Genomic DNA, 17,888 nt, shown 5'->3' on the forward strand with positions numbered 1-17,888 from the left:
TCGTCGGGCGCACCGTGGTCTTCCTTGCCGTCGAGCGTTTCCAGCGTCGGCGTGGCCAGCTTGGCGAGGTCGACCTCGTCCTGCGTCGGCGTCGGCCGCACGTTCTCGGTCCGCTCCAGCGCGGCCTTGTTCTGCTCTTCCAGGTCCTTGCGGGACTGTTCGAGCAGTTCTTGCGGGGTAGGCATGTGCCTGATCCTTCTTCACGAGGGACCGGCCGGGCGGGGCGCCCGGCCGGCGGGGGTTACCAGGTGACCGCGGTGCGGACCACGACGGTGCCGGCGCGGCGCATCGCCCAGCTGACGTCCATGATCATCCGCAGCGCGAGGCTGTCGGTCTGGAACATGGAGCGGACCGAACCGCCGGTCGGCAGAGCGCCAGCCGCGCCGATCTGGGCCGGTGCGGTGTCTTCCATGTGCAGCACCGTCTGGTCGCTCACGTCGAAGCGCGGCACGTCGCCCACCGCCGACATGAAGTCGGCCGCATCGACCAGGACGAGCACGCCCGCCGGCACCGTGGACGAGATCAGCGCCGGGTAGCCCATAAAGTTGCCGGCTGCGATCTCCACCTTGAACGGGAAGGCGCCCGACGCGTCCTGGATCAGCCCGGCGCTGATCGCTTGGGTCGGGTTCATCAGCCACACCGGCCGACGCAGGTTGCCATTCGTCGCCGTGGTCAGATCGGTCAGCATGCCCTTGGCGTCTGCGACCAGCGCCGCCATGCCACCGCCCGCCGTGCCGGCCGCCGTGGATGCGCCGTTGCGGATGCCCGCCGGGCGCACCGTGGTTGCGGCATTGGCGTCGAGCAGCACGACATCCAGCGCGATACTGGTGTCCTCCTGGATCGCTTCCCGCAGGATTTGCTCGATCTGCGGAGTGGAATGCTCCGTGATCTCGCGCGTCATGGTGGTGATGACCGCCATCTTCTTTGGCGTGATCGTCGTGCTGACGAACCCGGCCTGGCGCACGGGAATGGGCGCGCCCTCGCCGACGAACGAACCGGCGACGGTTGGCGTGGCGGACCGCGACGGCAGGCTGACCTTACCCGCGCGGCCGAAGCCGAACCGGCCACCAATCTCCGCCAGGCGCGGGTAGATGGAGGTCGGCAGCAACAGGTCGAAGAAGTCGCCAACGGCGGTTTCGACCAGCGCGCCGGCCCAGGCCGGGGTGACGGTATCCGCCGGCACGGTGGCGGAGCGCAGCAGCACGTCCATCACGGCCTTGGTGGACACGTCCTCGCCATATGCCATCTTCAGCGCGTCGGTGTGGCTCTGGTGCCGCGCGTGCGCCAGCAGACCGACCACCATGGACCGGAAGATGTGGTCGACCGGCTCGACCTTGCGGGCGGCAACCGCGAACGGGCGACGCGGCTCGGCCGCACGCTGCTGCACGGGGGCGGGGGTCGTCACCACTGTCTGGTTGCCGCCCTGTTCGGTCGTGCCGGCGAGGGCCGCTTCGGCGCGGCGGAGGGAGGCCAGTGCGGCGTCCTTCTGCTCGATCTCGCCGGTGATGGCGTCGATGTCACCGCCGTTGTCGATGGTGGTCTGGAGGTTGCCGCGCAGCTGCGTCAGTTCGGTCTGCGCGCTTTCGATGCGCTCGGAGAGGGTCGTCATGCTCTTGGTCCTGAGACTGGAGGGGGTCACGGCGGGCTCGCCGAAGGCGCTCCGTCCAGCGGGGGTGATCTCGTCGGCAGTCTCGCCAAAGATCAGCCGCTGGGCGTCGCGGGAAAGGTTGAGGCTCTTCGCCACCTGAAGAGCGTTGGGGTTTGCAGGGATGCTCACCACGGAGCACTCCACCAGCTCGCTTTCGGTGTAGCGCAGTCCACCGTTGGCGATCGGCTCGGCCTTGAGACCGCGAAAGCCAACAGACACGGCGCGGAGCATGCGCGATTCCACGAACGCGCGGATTTCATCGACACGCGGCGACAGACCGGCGTTAAGGAACTCCAGTTCGCCCAGCAGCGCGCCGTTCTCGACACGCACGTTCTTCCAGGCGCCGATCGGGAGAGTGCTGTCGTGTCCGAAAAGGGCCACGGGGTTGGATTTGAACGCGGCCAGCTTCCAGCCTGCCGGCTCGATGATGTCGCCGTACCGGTCCCGCGTCGCGTCCGACATGACGAAGACGTAAGGATTGTCGCCAGCCGCGCGGGCGGTGGCCTTGTGGATGATCTGCACTGCTACGCCTCCTCAGACGATCATCGACGCCGGTTCGAAGATCCCAGCCGCTTCCGGGTTGAGCGTCATCAGCATGACCGCATTGAACATGGCCGCGAGCGGGTCGATCTTCGCGCCGGCCGAGGACTTCACGATCGCGACCGCACTGGTGCCCCGTGGCTCCATCTTGGCGTTGCCGACGCACCATTGCATCAGCTTGGTGCCGCCATGGCGCATGGTGCGGGCGGCTAGCTTCCGCGCCGATCCCTTGACCGCGCTCGACAGCTTGTAGCCTTGGCTGATCGAGGAAAACTGCCCCTCGAAGTCGTGCTTAGACAACTCGTCCACGATGGCCGCGACACCCACCGGGTCCAGGCCAATCGCTTCCTTGTCAGGAAAAAGGCCAGCGTCCCGGACCTTGACCAAAGTTTCGACAACGCCGCGAACGTCGGCCGTCAAATCTTCATCTCGCTCGGTGTCGTCGTCGACCGTACTATCGAGCCGATCATCCGGCATATCGCACCGGATCAGGGTCCCCTCGGCAACGAACTCGTCCAACTTGGTGACGATATCCTTCCGGCGATCCCACACCACCGCCCAGGCCCAAGCCCGCGTCCACACGAGCCAGCGCATGGACCCTTTCTCCCGTCCGATCAGGCAAAGCCCGAGCAGATCGTCCAACCCGCCGCCATCAACACCGGCGACAACCACTTCGGATCGGCGGATCAGCTCGTCGAGCGAAACCAGCTTTACGTCGGATGCGGCATCCCAGAAGTCGGCCCCGGTCCACCGGTCACGGCTGAGCCGCATGCCAATCTCGACGTTGAGATACTTGGCCAGAACGATCTGTTGCGAGGTATCGCCGTCCTCACCGCGACCTTCCTTCGCCAGCCTGAGCTTGCGCTGGATGAAGGGGACAGATTGCGATCGTCCGAGGTTTGGGTTGGTTACATAGAAGTTCGCCGGATCGAGATAGGCCTCGTCGTCCCGCATGACCTTCGGCCACTCATAAAGCATGCCCAGGCTGCGCGGATCGTCGATCGTACCGTCGCGGACACCGCGGAAGTAGTCCAGCTTGTCCTTGAACACGCCGGCCGGCTGCTCGTCGCTGTGGGTCGTCAGGTAGATGACGAAGCCTTCCGGACGCGACGCCAGCCCGCCGGTCGCCTCTTCGAGCATGCTTTCCGATCCGGCACGCTTACCGAATACCCAAAGCTCGTCGACCAGTACGAAGCCGGCCTTGCTGCCGCTCACCGTCTGGGTGTCAGCCGCGATCACGCGGAGTTCCGCACCGGTCTTGCGATGCTTGATCAGCCGCTGGTTGCTGACGATGTGCATCAGCTGATTGAGCTTCGGGTCGGCACGGACCATCGCCGCTGCCGGATCGAAGCTGTTCCCGGCCACCTTCTGGGTGGGCGCTAGGATGCTCAGGGCAGCGCCGTGACGAAAGTTGCGGATCAGGGCCGTCAGCATGATCCCGGCCGCGATCGTCGACTTGCCGTTCTTCTTGCTGATCAGCAGCAGAAACTCTTCGATCAGTCGACGACCGGCGACAGGGTCGAACGCGCCGAAGATGGCCGCGACCAGATCGAACACGAACGGCTCGCATGCTTCACCGAAGGTCGGCTGTCCGGGGACATCGACCATCCTAAGTGCCTTAAACACCGCCAGCGCTCCCGCCGCCTGATCGGGGAACAGCGGCGCGAAGGGCACCAGCGACTGGCGCTCCACGATACGCTTTTCCCAGTCGGGGCAGGCGGTGGTCCAGATCGGGTCCGTCACGGCGTCGTCAGTTCAGCAGGCCGGGCGGGGTAGGCGGTGTTTCGTACAGGCCGGTCACTTCGTCCGCCGCCTGCTGCGCCAGCGCTTTCTTGCCCAGCTTCTCCGGCTTGGCCGGTTTCGAGTGGTGGGCAACCTGATCGGACAGCTGATCGAGCGCGGCCTTGTCGAGCCGCTTGAACAATTCCTTTTCGGCGGTGACGTTACCCTTCGCCGCTTCGTCGTTGAGCCGCGACAGCTGCGTCATGTTCATCCGCAGCCGGGCAGCGGCCCGCTTCGCCACCTCGGCAAAATAATGCTTCCGCAGCGTCGGCACCGACAGTCCGATCGCCGTGGCCGCATCCTTGACCGACAGGCCGCTCGCGAACGCCAGCAGCACCTTGTTGGAGTTTTCGAGGCTCCAGACATGCTCCGGTCGCCCACGGCCTTCGTTGCGCGGCAGGATCGGATCGCCGAACAGGTCGACCCCCAAATTCTCCGCCATCAAGAAAAAATCCCTACGTGGCATCGGATGCGGTCTAGGCGGACCGCCCCTCAGCCGTTTTCGACCACCCCCCCTACCTGCCGGAGCGGTGCTCTTCGCGTTGCTTGTCGCTGTCGTGGCACGGCTTGCAGAGCGTCTGGAGATTGCACTCGTCCCAGAACAGCGCCTCATCGCCACGGTGCGCGCGCTTGTGATCCGCCACCAGCAGCGACGTGTCAGGCTCGATACGACCGCAGCCGGGCCGCTGGCAGGTGAACCGATCACGCACCAGCACCGACCATCTCAGCGCCTGCCACCGCGCCGTCTTGTACCACTTGCGCCACGGCTGTTCGTCACGCCGTCGGTCATAGGTCTGACGATCGTGCGACAGATGCGGCACGCGGGATCGCAGCGGCGACAGGCGAGACGACAAGCCCTTGAGCCTGCCCATGCACGTGGCTCCAAACGGCGACGGGCGGCGTGACCGAAGTCGCGCCGCCCGTCGAAGGCTCCAGGGGGATACACCGGTCAGCACCCGAAGGCCCGTCCCAGTGTGGCAATAAATAGCCTGAAAACACCCGATAGACGAACAGGGAAAATCGTTACGCCCGATCTTTTCCGGGATTGACACGTGTAGCCCAAGCGTTTCCGCCATTCTTGGCGACACAGATCGCATTGAGCGCGCGTCCGTACCGCATCCGCAGGCCATCCGCGCCACGCTTCAGCCCCATCGGAGCGAGCAGACGCCGCCACGGCACCTCACGCCCGCCGCGCGCCAGGTGCGCAATGGCCAATCCGATCAGCTTCCGGTCGAGCGGGTTCAGCATCTCGGTCCAGCCGAACGCCTCCTCCATCTCGCCCACCTCTTGCCGCGTCAGGGAGGCGGGACGGATCATCACCTCGCCGCCCGTCTCCAAACCACCGCGCGCATCATAGTCGCCCGGCTCCGGCATGATCAGGTGCCATGGCCCGTCGCTGCCGCCACGCACCCAGGCACGTTCACGGTCGGGCTGGCGCCAGCAGGTGATCATCGCCTCCACCAGCCGGTCCTGCACCATGTCGAAGGTCCAGAACGAGGGTGGAAGGGAACCGCCTTCCATCGGAACGGGAGTGTTGGGGGCAGGGGCTTCCATGATGTGCCGGTCGGTCATGCTCAAAACTCGCGGTTTTCCGCCATTCTTTGGAATGGCTGTCTGATCAAATGGAAAGGATGGAAGGGTTGGAAGGGTAAAACGGGTCGATATCGTGTGTGCGCATGCGCGCACATGCGCACATCACGGCGGGAGGTGGGATTAGCGTTCCAGCCCTTCCAAACCCGCACAAATCTGCCATTTCTGCCCTTCCAACGCGCCTTCCACCCGGAACCCTCAACCCTTCCAATTACAGGGTATCGTAATCGGTGAAGGGTCCGGGATCGTGGCCATAGCCGCCGCTGGACGGCTCGGTTTCGGCGAAGTCGGACACGGACTTCGTCATCTCCATATCCAGCCACTGGATGCCGTTCGAGCGTTTATTCTCGAACCCGCGATCCTCCATCGCCTTGGTGAAGCCGACCTGCTGCCACTCGGCCGCCCCGTTCGCCTTCGCCCATGCCGTGAACAGCGCGAACAGTTCGGACGACTTCGCCCGAGCACCCTCTTTCGGCCGCGTACATTCGTCCAGGAACCGGCCCAGCTGGTCGCTCTGCTCACGATACTTCGCCGTGGCAGCGATCACGCTCTCCGGCTCGACAAGTCCCTCCATGCGCCAGTCCAGCAATCCGGCCAGCATCCGGTTGAATACGCCTGACGCCTCTTTGCGCAGCTTGTCCGGCAACGACTTGTCGACCTCTTCCTTGGCGATCTGCACGTCCCACGGCACCAGCATGACGCGCCGCCATATGCCGTCGTCATGGCCGGTAATCTTGGGCTTGTGGTTGCCCGACACCGTGACCTTGAACGACGGCAGGAAGGTGAAGAAGCCCTTGTTCAGGTGCCGCGCATCGATCGGCTCACCACCCGTGATGAGCTTGATCAACGCCTCTGCCAGTTTCGCGCCCTTCTCCGGTTCGGAGGTGCGGAGGAAGCGGATACCGGGCAGCCGCGCCAGATCAGGCGTCGCCTCACCGCCCTTGCGGCCACGGCCCTGATCGAGGAACGTCTCGATCGCGACGGACCCGCCATAATCGCCCGCGATATGCCCCAGAAGGTCGCTCAGCGTGGACTTACCGTTGCGGCCCTTGCCGTGCCAGAACGCCAGCTTCTGCTCACTGATGTCGCCCGTCATCGACAAACCGGCCCACTGGTGCAGGAACCGGCGCATCTTCTCGTCAGGCTGCACTGTCGCAAGGAAGCCGTCATACGTCTCGCAGGTGGCATCCGGATCATAGATGACATTGGCGACCTTGCTAATCAGATCGCCGGGCCGATGCGGGTCAAGGCGTATTGAAGGCATATTGCCATTGAGTCCGAGCCGGATCGTGCCGTTCAGCACATTGATGGCCAACCGGTCGGCATCCATGGCATCGGCGCGGATCGCTATGTCGGGAAAAGACTTCACCAGCCCTGCGATGCAGCCGAGCCGCTGTGCGCCTTCGCTGGACTTGGCATGATCGCGCAGCATGTCGCTGAAATAGATCGGCACCTTGCTATCGCCGGCACCGCGCCACTTGTAGATGAAGTTCAGCGTTGACCGCCGCACATCGTCCGGCGCGTCCTCCGGCAGGTCCTCCCGCAACCCGCTCGCCTCGACCAGGTCGGCTTCGTGGCGGATCGCTCGTATCGTGTCGAACACGGCAAGGCTCACCTTGCCGGGCATCTTGTCCTTTTCCTCCGATAGCAGTTCCCACCGGCGATCGTCCCACACGAACCAGCCCAGTTCCGTGCAGAACCGGAACCGCCAGCCATGTCGGCGATGAAACCGCTCGGCGTTGCCTAGGTCGGTCATCGCCATAGTGGCGCAGGCTCGGTCGGTATCGGGGTCTGCGGACGGCGCGATGCGGCCCCCTGACCCCGTAGTGGAACCGGAAACCGCCGATGTTCCAGATTGGAAGGCATCCGCTTCGCTGCCGAAGCCGGGTGCGGGCCGATCGGCATATCGATCGAGCTCGTCGGCATAGGCGTCGACGGGCGGCAACGGCGGTGCGCCGGAGGATGAAGCGGAGCCGCCGCTGTCGCGACGGCGCGCATAGGTGCCGATGCCGCTCAGATCGTGCGGCGCGGACTGGCCGCCCTCCAGACCGTTGTCGATCGCGGCCAGGTGCTTGTCGAACGCGGCCGGATCGAACGTCCGCACCACCTCGATCAACGCCGACCGCACCACCGCGATCGAGATCGCGCCGGCACCGACGAACCCGCCCATGTTGTAGGCGGCCTGATAGGCGCCCTTGTTGCGTCCGCCATGGCGACCACCGCCAACCGGCGTCGAGGCGAGCTCCATCACCGTGCGGTCCAGCGCCGCCATGGCGTAGCGGCGATGCGCCGCGTCCACGTCGACGGGAAACACGTCCGAGGGCATCGACACGGCCGGCCGGGCGGCATCGGCGCGCGCCGGCTTCGTTTTCGGTGTGCGCAGGATCGTGACCAGCGCATCGGGCATGTCGACGATCGGCGCGTCGGCATCGCCGCGAAGCCAGCGATACGGCCCCTCGACGCACCGCTTGCCGTCGCCCACGCAGTAGCTGGGCGGCACGATCACGTACCCGCCTTCACCGCGCACATCGATGTGGTCGGGCAGGCTGCCGACGTTCCCGATCGGCACGCCATCCGGCATCCGGAAATAGACGTGCACGCCGCCCGACGGCGTCCGCACGGCGAGGCTGACGGGCAGGGGGCATCCCATCGCCGCCTCTAGCTCCGCCTTCAGACGGTCCAGCGTCCAAACCTCGGTCGTGACCTCGCCCGTCTCTTCGTCGGTATGTTCGTCCACACGAGGATCGAAGTCGACGATCAGCAGGCCCGACCGGCCGGCCGCGATGCCGATCATCGCCTTGGGCCATTTCTTCCACCAGGCACGGATCTGGTCGGGATCGGTGTTGGCCTTGCTGACGCCGCCCGAACGGGGGATCGGCTTGCCGTCCGCATCCTTGTCGCGCGGCAGGTACGGGGACTTGTCGGTCGGCTTGCACGGAAACACCGGCCAGCCACGGGACGCGAAATGAAGCGCCGCATCGAGCATCGACGCAGCTTGGAGAACTGTCACGCTAGGTGGCCCCGGAACAGGTGTGGCAGGCGATGAATGCCCGGCCTGTCAGCGGGCGCGTGAGGGGTCGCTAGAACGGCACGTCGTCATCCAGGTCGTCGACGAAGCCGCCGCCCGTCCGGCCGGCCGAGCCGCTACCCGATCCACCGCCGGACCCGCCGACCGTGTCGCCATAGCCGCTGTAATCGTGCCGACCGGGATCGCCCTCGCGCTTGTCGAGCAGCGTCATGACCGAGTTGAACGAGCCGAGCACCACCTCGGTCGCGTATCGGTCGTTACCCTGCTGATCCTGCCATTTGCGCGTCCGCAGCTGGCCCTCGACATAGACCTTGCTGCCCTTGCGCAGATACTTCTCCGCAACGCCTTGCAGGCCCTCGTTCATGACAACGATGGAATGCCACTCGGTGCGCTCCTTCATCTCGCCGCTGTTGCGGTCCTTCCAGCGCTCGCCCGTGGCGATGCGGAAGTTGACCACCTTGCCCCCGGTCTGGAAGCTGCGGCTTTCCGGATCGCGGCCCAAGTGGCCGATCAGGATCACCTTGTTGACGCTGCTCACTTGCCAAACCTCCGATCACGATCGCTATTCAAAGCGGCCTCTGCAATCGCTGCTTCCGCTAGGTCTTCGACGCTGCGGTTTTCTTCCCGCGACGCGCGCTTCAACCTCTTCATTGTATCCGCATCGACATAGACATTCAGGATCGCCATCAGACCATCATCCCCAGTGCGCGCATGTAGACTTCAAGGATCGCCGCCTCTTCCTGCTGCTCTTCCTTGGGCTTTTTCCGGATCTTCATGATCCCGCGCATCGCCTTGATGTCGTAGCCACGACCCTTCGCCTCGGCCGCGACATCCTTGATGTCGTCGGCGATGCCCTTCTTTTCTTCCTCCAGGCGCTCCCACCGCTCGATCAGGAGCCGAACCTCTTCACCGGCCACGCCCTCGACATTGTGTCCGGTCAGATCGGCCGGCTCGCCATCATCCTCGGGCGCGGGGATGTAGACGACCTGTCCGCCGTCGCGCCGGTCACCGACCCAGCCGGCGCCAACGAGCGCTTTGGTCATGCATCGCAGCGACGGGTTCGCCGCTCGGATATGTGCCGGCAGTCTGCTCGCAACCACGTCCAGCGTGATGCTGTCGCGGCCGACCAGCATGGCTCCCACCGCCGTCGCCACCTGCGTGTCGAGGCGCTGCTTCACGCGACCGCCTCCCCATGCGCCGCGCGATCATCACGCCAGCACTCCAGCCCCATGTCGATCAGGGCGGTGACGAAGATGGGCAGATCGCGACCGTCCAGCTTCGCGGCCCGAATGACCGCGGCGTTGATGCGGGGCTTGTCGCCAGTCGGTGCCGGGCGAGGTGCAGCCGGCGGATCGCGCAGTTCGGGATGTCCGAGGCGCAGCATCGTCGACTGGTGATTCTCGGGTGACCAGGTGCGACCTGTCCGACCCTGCGCGACCATCGACCGGCGCAGGTCGGCAGGAAGCCGCTCCACGTCCGGAAAGTGCCTCATGAACGCGCGCAGCTTGCCGGCCGTATCGGCCTTCAACGTCCCGCGCTTGCGCAGCAAGGGCACGAAGCCGGGATGGTTGAGCACGATCGTACCCAACTCGCCATAGCTGCACGCCGCGGGGTCGCTCCACGCCTCGATCTCAGCGAGCAGCGCATCGGCATCGCTCGACATCAGCGGCCACATGCGGCGCGAAGCGCCACAATGCTGATCGCCAGATCACGCTCTTGGCCGCACGTAGCCGCGCAGCCGCGTTCGATAGCGAGTGAGAGGAGCTCCGTCTCGGCACGTGCAAGCCGTTCGTCGTCCGACAGGCGCGGGGCCGGCGAAAGCGGATTGCCCCCCGGATGAAGGGCCGCGACCCTGGCGGCTTCGCTGGGATCGTTCCTGTTGAAAGGCTGCATTCGAACCTCCTCAGATGCGATAAGGTGTGATGACGGCAACAACATCAGGGTCCTTGTCCCCGGTCAGGCGCATGGGCGCGGCGGGATCGGCCAGGGACAATTCGATGCGGCTGCTTTCGGCGAAGACCCCCAGCACCAGGCTCAGATATCTTTGGTTCACCCCGAACCGGATCGGCTCGCCGCTGACCTCAACGTCCAAAGCCTCAACCGCCGTTGCGCCTGTGGCATCCTTGGCAGACACCTCGCTTTCGGCAGGCGAGGCTTGCAGGTCGATCACTGCCACGCGGATTTTCTTCTCGCCCTCGGCGTCGACGATGGCAGCCACCTGTGTCAGCGGGTCGAGAAGTGCGTCGCGAGCGCCGATCAGGGCGCGGTCACAGCGATCCGGGATCACCCGCTGGTAATCGGGAAACGTCGCATCGACGAGGTTGCCAATCAGCAGAGTACCGCCAACCTGACATTCATAGGCTTTGTGAGTGGCGCCGAAGCGAACCTCCCCGTCCACTTTCGTCAGCAGCTTGCGCAGAAGCGTCACTGCCTTGGTCGGCACGATGATGTCGGGCAGTTGCTCGGCCCCCGTGGGAACTGTCATGCGGCATTGCACCGCCTTGTGCCCGTCCGTAGCAGCCGCCATCAGCTGGTCCCCCCGGACGTGCAGGAACGCGCCCTTCAGGTAGTAGCGCGTCTCGTCAGTCGAATGCGCGATGCTCGTCGTATCCAACAGGCGCAGGAACGCCGATGCCCGGATGTCGAATGCGGTCGCGTTCGCCAGCGCCTCGCGCTTCGGAAAGTCCGTCGCCGGCAGCGTCGACAGGATGCGCGATCCGCGCCCAGCCTTCATCTGCACGGCCTGCCGACCTGGCACCGCGCTGATCGCGATCCGGCCCGGCTTGAAGCTGGTCACCGCCGCCAGCAGCTTGTTCTTGTCGACCGTGATCGACATCGTGCCGGCTGCGTCGATCGTGGCGCTCGCCTGAAGGTCCAGGTCGGTGCCGGTCAGCGTCAACTTGCCCTCTGCCGCCTCGATCAGCAGGTTGCCCAGCACCGGAATGGTGGTGCGCGCCTCCACCACGTCCGCAACACGGCGAACGGCGCCCAGCAGCGCGTCGCGATCGACCTCCACGCTCATCGTGCTGCCCCCGTGCAGTGACCCGTCTCGACGATCGTGACGATTCTGCAGGTCGGTGCCGGCGCGGACGTGATGCGGATCGCGTTGATCGCGCGCAGCACGCCCAGCACGGCCTGCACGTCATCGGCCCGGATGTTGGCCTGACTGGCCAGTTGCGTGTCGGTCGGGCAGGGGCGGCCGAACTGCGCCGCCCGCTTCAGGATCGGCAGCACCTTGTTCACCGCTGCCGTCTCGTCGCCCAGCCCGATCAGATCGCCGTCGGTTGCCTGCGCAACCGGATCGATGCCCGGCCACCGCCGCGACGTGCGCTGCGCCTCGTAGTTCCGCTCCCGCCGCCCCGCGACGGGCCGCTGGCAGAGGTTGACCAGCCCGCGCTCCGCAAGGTTCATCGCCGCCCGCACGCCTTCACCCTTGGGTGAGAACACGCACCGCGTTCCATAGAGGAAGCGCTCACCGGACTTGGCATGCTCGGCCCAAGCGAACAGCTGCTCCGGTGACGCGATGACGTGCACCGCTTCGCCGTCGAAATGGCCGTCCGGCAGGACGCCGGTGATCTTCGTCAGCGCCGTCATGCCTTTGCCTCCTGTTCATCCGGCGAGGGGCTGGCGGCGGTCACCTGCCCCTCGCCGGCACGCGCGGAGCGACAGGGGAGCGCCCCACGCGTGATCTCGTTAGTCTGCGCCGCCAGTGACGGCGTATGCGCGATCGCCGTTGCCCAGGCGCCGGGCGCACTGCCGCCAGCGGCGGGATCGTCGATCGTGACCGTCATGCGGCCCGCCGCTGCGGCTGCGCAGCCGAAGGCGCATCGAACCAACCGCCACGTGGCGAACGCTGCCAGTCCAGGCGCGCGACACAGCCGTGCGTGCGCTCCGCGATCGGGCCGACCAGCGACGCGCCGGGCGTGATCTCGCCGTCCAGCAGCCGCTGCAACGTCGGCATGCCGACGCACAGCTTCAGGTTCGCCACGCCCAGCGCGCCATGGCACTCGCGCGCGATCCATTGCGCCAGCAGGCGCGCGCCTTCGTTCGGCACGCGCGCGGGCAGGTGCATCTTGTTCTTCATTGCCCCTCCAGGATGGATGTCACCGCGGCGCGCATGGTCGCCAGCACGCGGAAATTGTCGTCGATCTCGGCCAGCACGCGCTCGGCCTCGACCGCATCGAGGTGGCCGTCGGCCAGGCTGGCGCAGAGCTTCTGCGTCAGGTCGCTATGTTCCTTGGCGGCATCGGCCAGCATCGAAAGCAGGTCGCCGCGCCGGGCCGGTGCGGTCGGCTGGGGCAGGAAGATGCCCTCCGCCATGGTGACCAGCACCCGCGTGACCATCGGCTCGCCGACCAGCGCCTCCAGGTCGCGCACCACGTCGACGGGCGCGAAGCACTCCTCGTCGGCCGGCCCGAGTGCGTAGTAGCGGGCCAGCGTGCTCTTGCCGACGCGGCAGAAGCCGGCGGCTGCCTCGACGCCGCCAGCACGTGCGACCAATTCGCCAAACGCGATCTTGAGCATGCGGCCCTTCACGGCCGCGGCGATCAGCGCGTTCATGCCGTCACCGCCTGCCGGGAAATATCGGCGCACTCTCCCGATGCCGAGGCGTGATGATCCAGATTATCAGCGGTGCCATGATCAACCGCACCGGCCTCATCATCTCGACGTGCCATGTAGGCGACGATCTTATTCGCCGTGTCGAGGCTGGGAGACCGCCCCTTGCGAAGGCTGTCGAGCAGCTGAGGCTCGCCAGTCGCCTCCCTGCCGAAGCGGGTGGGCCGCATGTCGTGCTGCACGAGAAACTTCTCGATCCGCTCGACCAGCTGTTCGGTGGTAGGCACGTCCATAACCCGCTTACATATCAGCACACGCTTACAGCGCAAGCGGAATGTGTAAGCGATAGCTTTAGGCGACCATCAGCATGATGTTAGCTATAGCTGACATTATGTCTGACCCGCTGACGCTTCACGATCGATTGATGGCAGTTAAACCGACCGGCTTGTCTGCAAGCGCCTGGACGATACGGGCTGGCGTCAGCCGTATGGCGTTGAACGACATCAAACGGCGAGGATCTGCTAACCACGCCACCATCACCAAGCTGCTCGACGCCATCGGAGTGACATTCGGCGAGTTTGAAGCTGGCGTCCGACAGCCGGAAAAGGAGGCTCCGCCTGCGGAGGCGAGGGCGCCGTATCTCGCCTTTCGTGGGCAGGATCGACCCCGAGATATCCCGATTGTCGGCACAGCCCTGTGTGCGGACATCGAGGTAGAAGATGATGGGTTGCTGCACAGCGTCGAGGGCATGGAAATGCACTTGAACGATGTGATCGACTATGCACGGCGCCCTTTGGTTCTGGATGGCCGGCGAGACATTTACGCCCTGTATTTTCGTGGGGTTTCAATGGCACCGCGTTACGAGCCGGGGGAACTCGCCTACGTCGATCCGCGCCGACCGCCGACGACTGGCGAGTACGTAGTGGCCCAGTTGCGTGCCGCTGATGGTGACGAGGGTGAACGCATCTTCACTGTCATGGCAAAGCGCTTGGTTCGGCAGACTGCCCAGTATTTCGAGTTCGAGCAGTTTAATCCCGCCGGCACGTTCCGCGTGGAGAGGGCGCGCGTTGCGCACCTTCATCGCATCATACCATGGGATGAGCTCGTGACGTTCTGAGTTGTAAGCCCCCGCTTACATTCTGCTTGACTGTAAGCAAAGGCTGACGGTAAGCGTGCGCTGAAAGGAGCGCACCATGTCCGTCATCGTTCTTCCTGACACCTGCGAACCGGCTGCGATCATCCCGCAGCCTGCGCTGAGCGCCGCCCCCGCCTCATACGACCCGCTTGACCTCGTGGCCTATCCCGAGGTCCTGCCGGTCAGCATGCCTTGCGAGGCGTTCACCCGGCGCGCTCCGCGCGTCACGCCACGCCGGTTCCTCCCGATCGGCTGGCGGTCGCTCCCGGGCGAGCTCTCCGCCACCGTCGCCCGCCTCCGCGCCCGCGACGCACAGGTGCTGGCGTTCAGCCAGCCGACAGGCGGGCAGGGCGGTCCCGACCCGCTGGAACCCCGTCACGAGCGCCCGATCGGCTACTACGCCCGCCGGGTCGAGGTGGCGCTGCTCGGCATCGCCGCCCTGTTCTTCGTTGCCCAGATGCTGCGCGCTTACCTCGCGGGGATGCTGTGAGGATCCCCGACGGCAAGAAGATTCCGCAGCCAGTCGTCAATGAGAAAGACGATCTCCCGCATGCTCCGCGCGGCGGGGAAGGCTGGAATTGTGGGAATGGCGGGCTGGGCTCGCGCCTCGTCCTCTGCCTGGTCGAAAGTGGGCGCGTTCAGGTCGACGTCCGGACGCTGGAGTACCTCGACAATCTGGCGAACGATGCCGGTCCCAAGTTCGTCGCTGCGATGATCGACCGGCTCACCCGCGATCAGGAGGTGCCGTTCTGATGCGCCGCCATTTCATTCCCCGCTTCGACTGGTCAGGCTGGGCGGGGTCCGCATTGACGGTTGATCCGCATGGCGGCGTCGAACTGCCTGCGGGATTTGCTCGCAGCCTGCGGACGGCACTCGGCCAGTCAACGCGCACCCGCGAATATGACGAAGTGAAGGGACGCGTCCTTTGCATCCAGTGGCTCGGCCTCATGATTGAGATCGGCTTCGGGAAGGTTAGCTGATGCGCCCGCTCGTCATCGACAACTTCGCTGGGGGCGGTGGGGCCTCGACCGGCATCGCGCGCGCGATCGGCCGCGAGCCAGACGTGGCGATCAACCACGATCCGGAGGCGGTGGCGATGCATATCGCCAACCATCCGACCACACGCCATTATTGCCAGTCGATCCTTGCCGTCGATCCGCTCGACGCCACGGGCGGCGCGCCGGTCGCGCTCGCCTGGTTCTCCCCCGACTGCAAGCATCACAGCAAGGCGAAAGGCGGGAAGCCGCGCGAGAAAAACATCCGCGACCTCGCATGGGTGGTGGTCCACTGGGCAGAACGCCTGCTGAAGGCGACGCCCGACGGTCGCGGCGCGCCACAGGTCATCATGCTGGAGAACGTCGAAGAGTTCCGCCGTTGGGGTCCACTCGATGCCGAGGGCATGCCGATCAAGGAACGCCAGGGCGAAGAGTTCGACCTGTGGGTGCGGCGCCTGCGCCGGCTGGGCTACAAGGTCCAGTACCGCGAACTGCGCGCCTGCGACTATGGCGCGCCGACCAGCCGCAAGCGCCTCTACCTGATCGCCCGTCGCGATGGCCTGCCGATCGTCTGGCCGACGCCGACCCACGGCAAGCCGGACAGCGTCGAGGTGCGCAAGGGCAAGCTGCTCCCGTACCGCACCGCGGCCGAGTGCATCGACTGGTCGATCCCGTGCCCGTCGATCTTCGACCGCGCCCGGCCGCTGAAGCCGGCGACCAATCGCCGCATCGCGCACGGCGTCATGCGCTACGTCGTCAACACGGCGAAGCCGTTCATCCTCGGCACCGCGTTCACGAGCACCCGCGCCGCGCGCGTGTTCGACCCGCAGGATCCGCTACGCACTGCAACCAGCCAGCCGGAGCATGGCGTGGTCGATGCCGCGATCGTGCCGATCACGCATACGCAGAACAGCGCCCGGTCGCACGACCCGGCAGAGCCGCTACGCACGATCACGACCGCCAATGGCGGCGAGTTCGCCCGGGCCACGGCCACGATCGCGCCGATCGACGCGGCCTTCATCGGCCAGCACAACTTTGACCGCGTCGGCCGGCCGGCGGACGAACCGCTGACCACCGCCACCGTGCGCGGCACGCAGCAGATGCTGACCACTGCGACACTCGTCCAGACCGGCTACGGCGAGCGGGAAGGGCAGGCGCCTCGCGCCCTTGATCTGGACACGCCGCTCGGCACGGTCGTTGCCGGGGGCGCGAAGCACGCTCCGGTGGCCGCGTTCCTGTCGACCTTCTACAGCAACGGAGGGCGCCACTCGGTCGATGCGCCGGCTCCGACTGTGATGGCCGGCAGCAACAAGCACGCCGTCGTGTGCGCCCATATGGAGCAGGCGAACACCGGCGGAATGCTGGGACGTGTGGCGGATAAGCCCCTGACCACCGTCACCACTACAGCCGCGCAACAGCGCCTAGTCGAGACGGTCATGGTGGAAGCCGACGCGCTGCCGCCCGACCAGCTGGCCCACGCCGTTCAGGTGGCCGCGTTCCTGGTGAAGTACTACGGAAACGAGGTCGACGGACACGGGCTGGATCAGCCGATCGGCACGGTCACGACCAAGGATCGATTCGCCGTCGTTACCGTGCCCATAGACGCAGCGACCTATGTAATCGTCGACATCGGCATGCGGATGCTCACCCCGCGTGAACTGGCCAACGCACAGGGCTTTCCCGCCGATTACACCCTCGCCGCGATCGGCCCCAACGGCAAACCCCTGACCAAGAGCAGCCAGATTGCCAAGATCGGCAACAGCGTCTGCCCCGACGTGGCCGAGGCGCTGGTCAGGGCCAACCTGCCGGCGCTGTGCGCGAACGATACAGCGGACGAGGTGGCTGCGTGATCAGTAATCGCTGTGTCGAGCCATGGAAACGACGCTCCGGCCCAGCTTGCTTGGCCGATGGGCCAACTGGCGCTCTGCCATCTCTAGCTTACGAGCTTGCTCGTTCACCTGCTCCTGAAGCTGTTGGATGTTACGCTCCAGCAACTGCACTCGCTGCGCGAGGTCTTGCGTATCAATCGCCATGGGGAACACTCCTGTTGGCCCCCCACATGGTGGTTCCGGCTCTTCAATCAACGGTGCGGGAATGACTTCGTTACCGCCCCGCCTCGCCGATTACCGCTTTCGGGGATACTGCGCCGACACGGCTGCGCATCTGCTACGTGGTCGCGAGGCGAGCTTCCCCGCCTATGTCGAGGCCGGCAAGCTGACGGCCGAAGCTGCGGGGGAAGGGCTTGCGCTTATCCGAGCGCTGGCTGCGCAGTGGCGTTGGATCACCGACTTGGCCGCGCCGGCCTGTCCCGCATGGAATGACCGCACCGGCTATTTCGGCCGCTACAATCACCTGCTGGTCGCGGAGCTCGCCACAATCGCGGTCAAGGCGCGTGCCCAGGCCGACCGCAATCCGACCAGCGACGATCGCCGCATCATGGCAGACCTGTGCGACGCACTGGCATGGCACCAGCGCCCCTACAGCGGCCTATCCGGCGAGGCCGTGATTGTTGTGATGGTCAGCGCCGAGCGCGTGGTCGATCTGCGGCGAAAGCGCGCGGAAAGGCTCGCTGCCTGATGGCTAGCCGCGGTCGCCTCGATCCCGCGCCGGCTC

At 65.8% G+C, this 17,888-nt stretch carries 24 protein-coding genes; 6 read left to right on the forward strand and 18 right to left on the reverse strand.

All coding sequences use genetic code 11. From position 1 onward, the window contains the following. The 17 genes from BMX37_RS06745 to BMX37_RS06830 form a co-directional block, all read right to left on the reverse strand. Positions 1-185 (reverse strand): hypothetical protein (locus BMX37_RS06745; RefSeq protein WP_139198043.1); only part of this gene is annotated, 185 nt, incomplete at its 3' end. Positions 186-241: 56 nt separating this feature from the next. Beyond that, positions 242-2,170, reverse strand: coding sequence for a phage major capsid protein (locus BMX37_RS06750; protein ID WP_093664861.1), 1,929 nt, complete (start codon positions 2,168-2,170; stop codon positions 242-244). A gap of 12 nt (positions 2,171-2,182) precedes the next feature. Continuing rightward, positions 2,183-3,931, reverse strand: coding sequence for a terminase large subunit (locus BMX37_RS06755; protein ID WP_093664863.1), 1,749 nt, complete (start codon positions 3,929-3,931; stop codon positions 2,183-2,185). Positions 3,932-3,938: 7 nt separating this feature from the next. After that, positions 3,939-4,412, reverse strand: coding sequence for a hypothetical protein (locus tag BMX37_RS06760; RefSeq protein WP_244501434.1), 474 nt, complete (start codon positions 4,410-4,412; stop codon positions 3,939-3,941). Positions 4,413-4,485: 73 nt separating this feature from the next. Then, positions 4,486-4,842, reverse strand: a complete 357-nt coding sequence (locus BMX37_RS06765) for an HNH endonuclease (RefSeq protein ID WP_093664865.1) — start codon at positions 4,840-4,842, stop codon at positions 4,486-4,488. A gap of 151 nt (positions 4,843-4,993) precedes the next feature. Then, a complete protein-coding gene (locus BMX37_RS06770) occupies positions 4,994-5,542 on the reverse strand; it encodes a hypothetical protein (RefSeq protein WP_244501435.1) in 549 nt (182 codons plus the stop codon). Positions 5,543-5,771: 229 nt separating this feature from the next. After that, a complete protein-coding gene (locus BMX37_RS06775) occupies positions 5,772-8,570 on the reverse strand; it encodes a phage/plasmid primase, P4 family (protein WP_244501436.1) in 2,799 nt (932 codons plus the stop codon). A 70-nt stretch (positions 8,571-8,640) separates the two neighbouring features. Continuing rightward, positions 8,641-9,126 carry a single-stranded DNA-binding protein gene (gene ssb, locus BMX37_RS06780; protein ID WP_093664871.1) on the reverse strand — a complete coding sequence of 162 codons (486 nt, stop codon included), beginning with the start codon at positions 9,124-9,126 and terminating at the stop codon, positions 8,641-8,643. Beyond that, positions 9,123-9,275 (reverse strand): ribbon-helix-helix protein, CopG family, encoded by a 153-nt coding sequence (locus BMX37_RS06785; RefSeq protein WP_093664873.1) that lies wholly within the window; start codon positions 9,273-9,275, stop codon positions 9,123-9,125. Before BMX37_RS06785 ends, ssb begins: the two co-directional genes overlap by 4 nt. Further along, on the reverse strand, positions 9,275-9,529 hold the full coding sequence (locus BMX37_RS06790) for a DUF2312 domain-containing protein (protein ID WP_244501469.1): 255 nt from the start codon (positions 9,527-9,529) through the stop codon (positions 9,275-9,277). Before BMX37_RS06790 ends, BMX37_RS06785 begins: the two co-directional genes overlap by 1 nt. A gap of 233 nt (positions 9,530-9,762) precedes the next feature. Further along, a complete protein-coding gene (locus BMX37_RS06795; protein WP_139198044.1) occupies positions 9,763-10,251 on the reverse strand; it encodes a hypothetical protein in 489 nt (162 codons plus the stop codon). A gap of 240 nt (positions 10,252-10,491) precedes the next feature. Then, positions 10,492-11,610 (reverse strand): DNA polymerase III subunit beta, encoded by a 1,119-nt coding sequence (gene dnaN, locus BMX37_RS06805; RefSeq protein WP_093664879.1) that lies wholly within the window; start codon positions 11,608-11,610, stop codon positions 10,492-10,494. Continuing rightward, positions 11,607-12,182 carry a hypothetical protein gene (locus BMX37_RS06810; protein WP_093664880.1) on the reverse strand — a complete coding sequence of 192 codons (576 nt, stop codon included), beginning with the start codon at positions 12,180-12,182 and terminating at the stop codon, positions 11,607-11,609. Before BMX37_RS06810 ends, dnaN begins: the two co-directional genes overlap by 4 nt. Then, positions 12,179-12,379, reverse strand: coding sequence for a hypothetical protein (locus tag BMX37_RS06815; RefSeq protein WP_093664881.1), 201 nt, complete (start codon positions 12,377-12,379; stop codon positions 12,179-12,181). The genes BMX37_RS06810 and BMX37_RS06815 overlap by 4 nt, the downstream gene beginning before the upstream one ends. Further along, positions 12,376-12,672, reverse strand: coding sequence for a hypothetical protein (locus BMX37_RS06820; protein ID WP_093664883.1), 297 nt, complete (start codon positions 12,670-12,672; stop codon positions 12,376-12,378). Before BMX37_RS06820 ends, BMX37_RS06815 begins: the two co-directional genes overlap by 4 nt. Continuing rightward, a complete protein-coding gene (locus BMX37_RS06825) occupies positions 12,669-13,148 on the reverse strand; it encodes a phage regulatory CII family protein (RefSeq protein WP_093664885.1) in 480 nt (159 codons plus the stop codon). The genes BMX37_RS06820 and BMX37_RS06825 overlap by 4 nt, the downstream gene beginning before the upstream one ends. Beyond that, a complete protein-coding gene (locus BMX37_RS06830) occupies positions 13,145-13,438 on the reverse strand; it encodes a hypothetical protein (protein ID WP_093664887.1) in 294 nt (97 codons plus the stop codon). Before BMX37_RS06830 ends, BMX37_RS06825 begins: the two co-directional genes overlap by 4 nt. Positions 13,439-13,536: 98 nt before the next feature. Here BMX37_RS06830 and BMX37_RS06835 point away from each other — a divergent pair, with 98 nt between their 5' ends. The 5 genes from BMX37_RS06835 (at position 13,537) to BMX37_RS06855 (ending at position 17,125) form a co-directional block, all read left to right on the forward strand. Further along, positions 13,537-14,262, forward strand: a complete 726-nt coding sequence (locus tag BMX37_RS06835; protein WP_170841880.1) for a S24 family peptidase — start codon at positions 13,537-13,539, stop codon at positions 14,260-14,262. Between the two features lie 76 nt (positions 14,263-14,338). Then, positions 14,339-14,770, forward strand: coding sequence for a hypothetical protein (locus BMX37_RS06840; protein ID WP_093664889.1), 432 nt, complete (start codon positions 14,339-14,341; stop codon positions 14,768-14,770). Next, the gene (locus tag BMX37_RS06845; protein WP_093664891.1) at positions 14,767-15,033 is read left to right on the forward strand and encodes a hypothetical protein; all 267 of its coding nucleotides are present in this window, start codon (positions 14,767-14,769) and stop codon (positions 15,031-15,033) included. Before BMX37_RS06840 ends, BMX37_RS06845 begins: the two co-directional genes overlap by 4 nt. Further along, positions 15,033-15,260, forward strand: coding sequence for a hypothetical protein (locus BMX37_RS06850; RefSeq protein ID WP_093664893.1), 228 nt, complete (start codon positions 15,033-15,035; stop codon positions 15,258-15,260). Before BMX37_RS06845 ends, BMX37_RS06850 begins: the two co-directional genes overlap by 1 nt. Next, the gene (locus tag BMX37_RS06855) at positions 15,260-17,125 is read left to right on the forward strand and encodes a DNA cytosine methyltransferase (RefSeq protein WP_093664895.1); all 1,866 of its coding nucleotides are present in this window, start codon (positions 15,260-15,262) and stop codon (positions 17,123-17,125) included. The genes BMX37_RS06850 and BMX37_RS06855 overlap by 1 nt, the downstream gene beginning before the upstream one ends. On the opposite strand, the gene BMX37_RS06860 is transcribed toward BMX37_RS06855, so the two are convergent. Continuing rightward, positions 17,126-17,308, reverse strand: a complete 183-nt coding sequence (locus tag BMX37_RS06860; RefSeq protein ID WP_093664897.1) for a hypothetical protein — start codon at positions 17,306-17,308, stop codon at positions 17,126-17,128. 61 nt (positions 17,309-17,369) lie between these two features. Here BMX37_RS06860 and BMX37_RS06865 point away from each other — a divergent pair, with 61 nt between their 5' ends. Beyond that, positions 17,370-17,852: a hypothetical protein gene (locus BMX37_RS06865; protein WP_093664899.1), complete on the forward strand. Its 483-nt coding sequence runs from the start codon at positions 17,370-17,372 to the stop codon at positions 17,850-17,852. Positions 17,853-17,888: the final 36 nt, after the last annotated feature.

The organism is Sphingomonas gellani (assembly GCF_900110035.1).
In the GTDB taxonomy this organism is placed as follows: domain Bacteria; phylum Pseudomonadota; class Alphaproteobacteria; order Sphingomonadales; family Sphingomonadaceae; genus Sphingomonas; species Sphingomonas gellani.

Excerpts from the sequence above, each read along its gene's own strand:
- dnaN (WP_093664879.1), bottom strand. The coding sequence starts at position 11,610 with ATGAGCGTGGAGGTCGATCGCGACGCGCTGCTGGGCGCCGTTCGCCGT.
- BMX37_RS06815 (WP_093664881.1), bottom strand. The coding sequence starts at position 12,379 with ATGACGGTCACGATCGACGATCCCGCCGCTGGCGGCAGTGCGCCCGGC.
- BMX37_RS06810 (WP_093664880.1), bottom strand. The coding sequence starts at position 12,182 with ATGACGGCGCTGACGAAGATCACCGGCGTCCTGCCGGACGGCCATTTC.
- BMX37_RS06765 (WP_093664865.1), bottom strand. The coding sequence starts at position 4,842 with ATGGGCAGGCTCAAGGGCTTGTCGTCTCGCCTGTCGCCGCTGCGATCC.
- BMX37_RS06855 (WP_093664895.1), top strand. The coding sequence starts at position 15,260 with ATGCGCCCGCTCGTCATCGACAACTTCGCTGGGGGCGGTGGGGCCTCG.
- BMX37_RS06770 (WP_244501435.1), bottom strand. The coding sequence starts at position 5,542 with ATGACCGACCGGCACATCATGGAAGCCCCTGCCCCCAACACTCCCGTT.
- BMX37_RS06820 (WP_093664883.1), bottom strand. The coding sequence starts at position 12,672 with ATGAAGAACAAGATGCACCTGCCCGCGCGCGTGCCGAACGAAGGCGCG.
- BMX37_RS06760 (WP_244501434.1), bottom strand. The coding sequence starts at position 4,412 with ATGGCGGAGAATTTGGGGGTCGACCTGTTCGGCGATCCGATCCTGCCG.
- BMX37_RS06795 (WP_139198044.1), bottom strand. The coding sequence starts at position 10,251 with ATGTCGAGCGATGCCGATGCGCTGCTCGCTGAGATCGAGGCGTGGAGC.
- BMX37_RS06825 (WP_093664885.1), bottom strand. The coding sequence starts at position 13,148 with ATGAACGCGCTGATCGCCGCGGCCGTGAAGGGCCGCATGCTCAAGATC.
- BMX37_RS06785 (WP_093664873.1), bottom strand. The coding sequence starts at position 9,275 with ATGGCGATCCTGAATGTCTATGTCGATGCGGATACAATGAAGAGGTTG.
- BMX37_RS06860 (WP_093664897.1), bottom strand. The coding sequence starts at position 17,308 with ATGGCGATTGATACGCAAGACCTCGCGCAGCGAGTGCAGTTGCTGGAG.
- BMX37_RS06840 (WP_093664889.1), top strand. The coding sequence starts at position 14,339 with ATGTCCGTCATCGTTCTTCCTGACACCTGCGAACCGGCTGCGATCATC.
- BMX37_RS06865 (WP_093664899.1), top strand. The coding sequence starts at position 17,370 with ATGACTTCGTTACCGCCCCGCCTCGCCGATTACCGCTTTCGGGGATAC.
- BMX37_RS06835 (WP_170841880.1), top strand. The coding sequence starts at position 13,537 with ATGTCTGACCCGCTGACGCTTCACGATCGATTGATGGCAGTTAAACCG.
- BMX37_RS06850 (WP_093664893.1), top strand. The coding sequence starts at position 15,033 with ATGCGCCGCCATTTCATTCCCCGCTTCGACTGGTCAGGCTGGGCGGGG.
- BMX37_RS06830 (WP_093664887.1), bottom strand. The coding sequence starts at position 13,438 with ATGGACGTGCCTACCACCGAACAGCTGGTCGAGCGGATCGAGAAGTTT.